This is a genomic window from Rhodococcus sp. R1101, assembly GCF_000278445.1.
GTDB lineage: Bacteria > Actinomycetota > Actinomycetes > Mycobacteriales > Mycobacteriaceae > Rhodococcus > Rhodococcus gordoniae.
Genome location: NZ_AJVB01000419.1, coordinates 1 through 3449, shown reverse-complemented (window position 1 = coordinate 3449; position 3449 = coordinate 1). Strand labels below are relative to the sequence as shown.

General features: G+C 67.8%; 6 protein-coding genes and 1 pseudogene. All 7 read left to right on the top strand.

Translation table 11 applies throughout. The annotated features are described in order from the left end of the window. A pseudogene (locus R1101_RS31540) lies at positions 1–176 on the top strand (DUF881 domain-containing protein); the annotation flags it as partial. Next, positions 173–532, top strand: a complete 360-nt coding sequence (locus R1101_RS0119045) for a small basic family protein (RefSeq protein WP_016934925.1) — start codon at positions 173–175, stop codon at positions 530–532. The pseudogene R1101_RS31540 and the gene R1101_RS0119045, both read left to right, overlap by 4 nt. A 3-nt stretch (positions 533–535) precedes the next feature. Further along, positions 536–1297 carry a DUF881 domain-containing protein gene (locus tag R1101_RS0119040; RefSeq protein ID WP_016934924.1) on the top strand — a complete coding sequence of 254 codons (762 nt, stop codon included), beginning with the start codon at positions 536–538 and terminating at the stop codon, positions 1295–1297. Between the two features lie 42 nt (positions 1298–1339). Further along, positions 1340–1744: a glycine cleavage system protein GcvH gene (gene gcvH / locus R1101_RS0119035; RefSeq protein WP_016934923.1), complete on the top strand. Its 405-nt coding sequence runs from the start codon at positions 1340–1342 to the stop codon at positions 1742–1744. Between the two features lie 155 nt (positions 1745–1899). Then, positions 1900–2361, top strand: coding sequence for a glycogen accumulation regulator GarA (garA, locus tag R1101_RS0119030; RefSeq protein ID WP_006552746.1), 462 nt, complete (start codon positions 1900–1902; stop codon positions 2359–2361). Then, positions 2361–3098, top strand: coding sequence for a transcriptional regulator FtsR (ftsR, locus tag R1101_RS0119025; RefSeq protein ID WP_016934922.1), 738 nt, complete (start codon positions 2361–2363; stop codon positions 3096–3098). Before garA ends, ftsR begins: the two co-directional genes overlap by 1 nt. Before the next feature lie 148 nt (positions 3099–3246). Next, the coding region (locus tag R1101_RS29765; protein ID WP_198420303.1) for a bifunctional nuclease family protein at positions 3247–3449 on the top strand (203 nt) is incomplete at its 3' end.

Sequence of the window (3449 nt, the reverse complement as noted above, 5' to 3'; positions counted from 1 at the left end):
TGGGGCCCCCGTCCCGGCTGCAGACGTCCTTCGTCGTCAGCGACGCCTACCTGCGCATCGCGGGCATCCAGCAGCTCTACGGGGTGGGATTCGCCGTCACCGAGGCGGACGATCTCGAGCTTCCGGCCGCCACGGTCCGGAAACTCGGCAGCAGCGGAGAAACGGGGTACAGGTGAAGCGGCTCGAACACGGTCACGCGCTCTACGCGGTGCTCGCACTGGCGATCGGGATCGGCGCCGGAATCGTATTCAGCCCACAGGTACCCGACGTCGTGCAGCCCTATCTGCCCATCGCGGTGGTCGCCGCGCTCGACACGGTCTTCGGCGGCCTGCGCGCCTATCTCGACGACATCTTCGACGCGAAGGTGTTCGTGGTGTCGTTCGTCTTCAATGTCCTCGTCGCGGCGCTGATCGTGTGGCTCGGCGACCAGCTCGGGGTGGGCGCCCAGCTCTCGACGGCGGTCATCGTCGTCCTCGGCATCCGCATCTTCGGAAACGCGGCTGCCCTGCGCCGGCGCCTGTTCGGAGCCTGAACCGTGACAGAACCGCAGCAGCCCGACACCGACACCGGCGACGCGACCGCGCCGGGACCCGTCGCCGACCGCGCCACCCGATCGCACCGCGTCTTCCTCGTCCTCGCCGGGATTCTCGTCGTCCTGCTCGGCGCCGGCATCGCCACGCAGGTGCGTACCACCGACACCGGCGACGGTCTCGACTCGGCACGCCCCGCCGACCTGCTGGTGTTGCTCGACAACCTCAACCGCCGCGAAGCCGCTCTCCGCCAGGAGATCACCGAACTCGAACGCACCCTCTCGAGTCTGGAGCGGGAAGGCTCGGAAGCCGCACTCGAGGAGGCCCGCACGCGCCTGTACACGCTGTCCGTCCAGCTCGGTACCGCACCCGCCACCGGGCCCGGGGTGGTCCTCACCGTCGACGATCCGCGCGAGGGAGTCGGCTCGGAGGTGCTGCTCGACATGATCCAGGAGCTGCGCGCGGCGGGTGCCGACACGATGCAGATCGCCGGAGCGAACGGGGAGACCGTACGCATCGGTGTCGATTCGTGGGTCACCGGACCGGGGGGCGAGATCACCGTGGACGACCGCAGGCTCGACGCCCCGTACACCGTCACCGCCATCGGGGACGGCCCGACGCTCGCCGCCGCCCTGAACATTCCCGGTGGGGTGGTCGACACGGTCGCCCGTGCGGGCGGATCATTGTCCGTGAAACAGTTTCCGCAGGTGGACGTGTCCGCCTTGCGGGAGATCGAACCACGCCAATACTCTCAGCCCGGTAACTGAATCCGACGTTCCGGTCGAACGTCGTCTCCGAAAGGACCAGTCTTGACCGATTTCGCGACACCCGAGGATCTGCGGTACACCCCCGAGCACGAATGGGTGCGCAGGACGGGCGCGACGACCGTGCGGATCGGGATCACCGACTACGCGCAGTCCCAACTCGGCGACGTGGTCTTCGTCCAGCTGCCCGATGCCGGATCCGAGATCGTCTCCGGCGAGTCCTTCGGAGAGGTGGAGTCCACCAAGAGCGTGTCGGACGTCTTCGCGCCGTTGACCGCGAAAGTCCTCGCCGTCAACACGGAACTCGACGCGAATCCCGAACTGGTGAACAGCAGCCCGTACGAGGACGGTTGGCTCGTCGACGTGGAGGTCGGCAGCGAGAGCGAACTCGACGAGGCCCTCGAGCAGACGGTCGACGCGGATGGTTACCGCGGGATCACGGAAGGCTGACAGACCGGACAGGTAACGTAACCGCGACTGTCTGCGGCAGTACCCCCACGCGGGGTACGGTCGGATATGGCGTGTGCCGTGTCGGACCTGTACGGGGCGAACGAATCAGCGACCGCCCGGGATCACCCGGGTGGTCGAACGGATAAGGAGAAACGGTGAGCGAGAACGGCAACGCGGGCTACGAGGAGACTCCTGCAGAGACCACTTCGGTATTTCGCGCCGACTTCCTGAACGAAGTGGAAGGTGCAGGCTCGGCCACCACCGAAGCGCCCGTCTCGGGTGTCGAGGGCCTGCCCGCCGGATCGGCGCTGCTGGTGGTCAAGCGGGGGCCCAATGCAGGATCGCGCTTCCTGCTCGACCAGCCGACCACGTCGGCGGGCCGGCATCCCGACAGCGACATCTTCCTCGACGACGTGACCGTCAGTCGTCGGCACGCCGAGTTCCGTCAGGACGAAGGCGAATTCCAGGTCGTCGACGTGGGAAGCCTCAACGGCACCTACGTCAACCGCGAGCCGGTCGACTCCGCCGTCCTCGCGAACGGCGACGAGGTGCAGATCGGCAAGTTCCGGCTGGTGTTCCTGACCGGTCCGCGAGGTAACCAGGGCGCAGGTAGCTGATGACCGCGGCCCGCCAGCCGGCGCCGGCCGGGATGTCGATCGGGTCGGTGCTCGACCGCCTGCGTCCGGAGTTCCCGGACGTGACGATCTCGAAGATCCGGTTCCTCGAAGCCGAGGGATTGATCAGCCCGGAACGTACTCCCTCGGGCTACCGGCGCTTCTCGATCGCCGACTGCGAGCGTCTGCGGTACGTGCTCACCGCGCAACGCGATCAGTACCTGCCGCTCAAGGTGATCAAGGAGCAGCTCGAGGCGATCGACCGGGGAGCCGCCACGGTGGGTTCGGTCGAAACCCGGATCACCCGGCCGCGCCCGCTGGCGGTTGCGCGCGGCGAGGTCTCACCCGAGGATCTCCGCAGCGACCGCGAGATCCGGGTGAGCCGCGACGATCTGTGCACTCGTGCCGGCATCGACGCGGCCTTTCTCACCGAACTCGTGGGTGCGGGCCTCGTCAAGCCGGGGCCGGCCGGATTCTTCGACGAGGACGCAGTGCTGCTCGCCCGCACGGCGAAGGCGATGGCGGAGTTCGGCCTCGAGGTTCGGCACCTGCGGGCGTTCAAGCTCGCCGCCGACCGCGAGGCCGCGCTCGTCGCGCAGATCGCCGGCCCGATCGCCAAGGGCCGCGACGCGGGGGCGCGGCAGCGTGCCGAGGAGATGGTGCGCGAATTGGCAGCCCTGTCGCTGACTTTGCACACCTGCCTGGTGAAAGCGGCGGTGCAGGGGGCACTCGACCGTTGAGGCGACGAACCCGTCGCCGATCGCGACCGCGGCCCTCCGTCGGGTCGTGACCTACGGCACCTGACGGATGCGCTGGAGGACACTAGAATTCCAGGCAGTACCTGTCGGGTGGTCCACCACCGACGAGCAGCAGGACGGAGGCATCGCGATGAGCGAGATGCGGATAGTAGGGATTCGTATCGAACAGCCGCAGAACCAGCCTGTCCTCCTGCTGCGGGAGGTCGACGGCGATCGGTACCTGCCGATCTGGATCGGTCAGAACGAAGCGACCGCCATCGCCCTCGAACAGCAGGGTGTCGAGCCGGCGCGGCCGCTGACCCACGATCTGATCAAGAACCTCCTCGAGGCCTT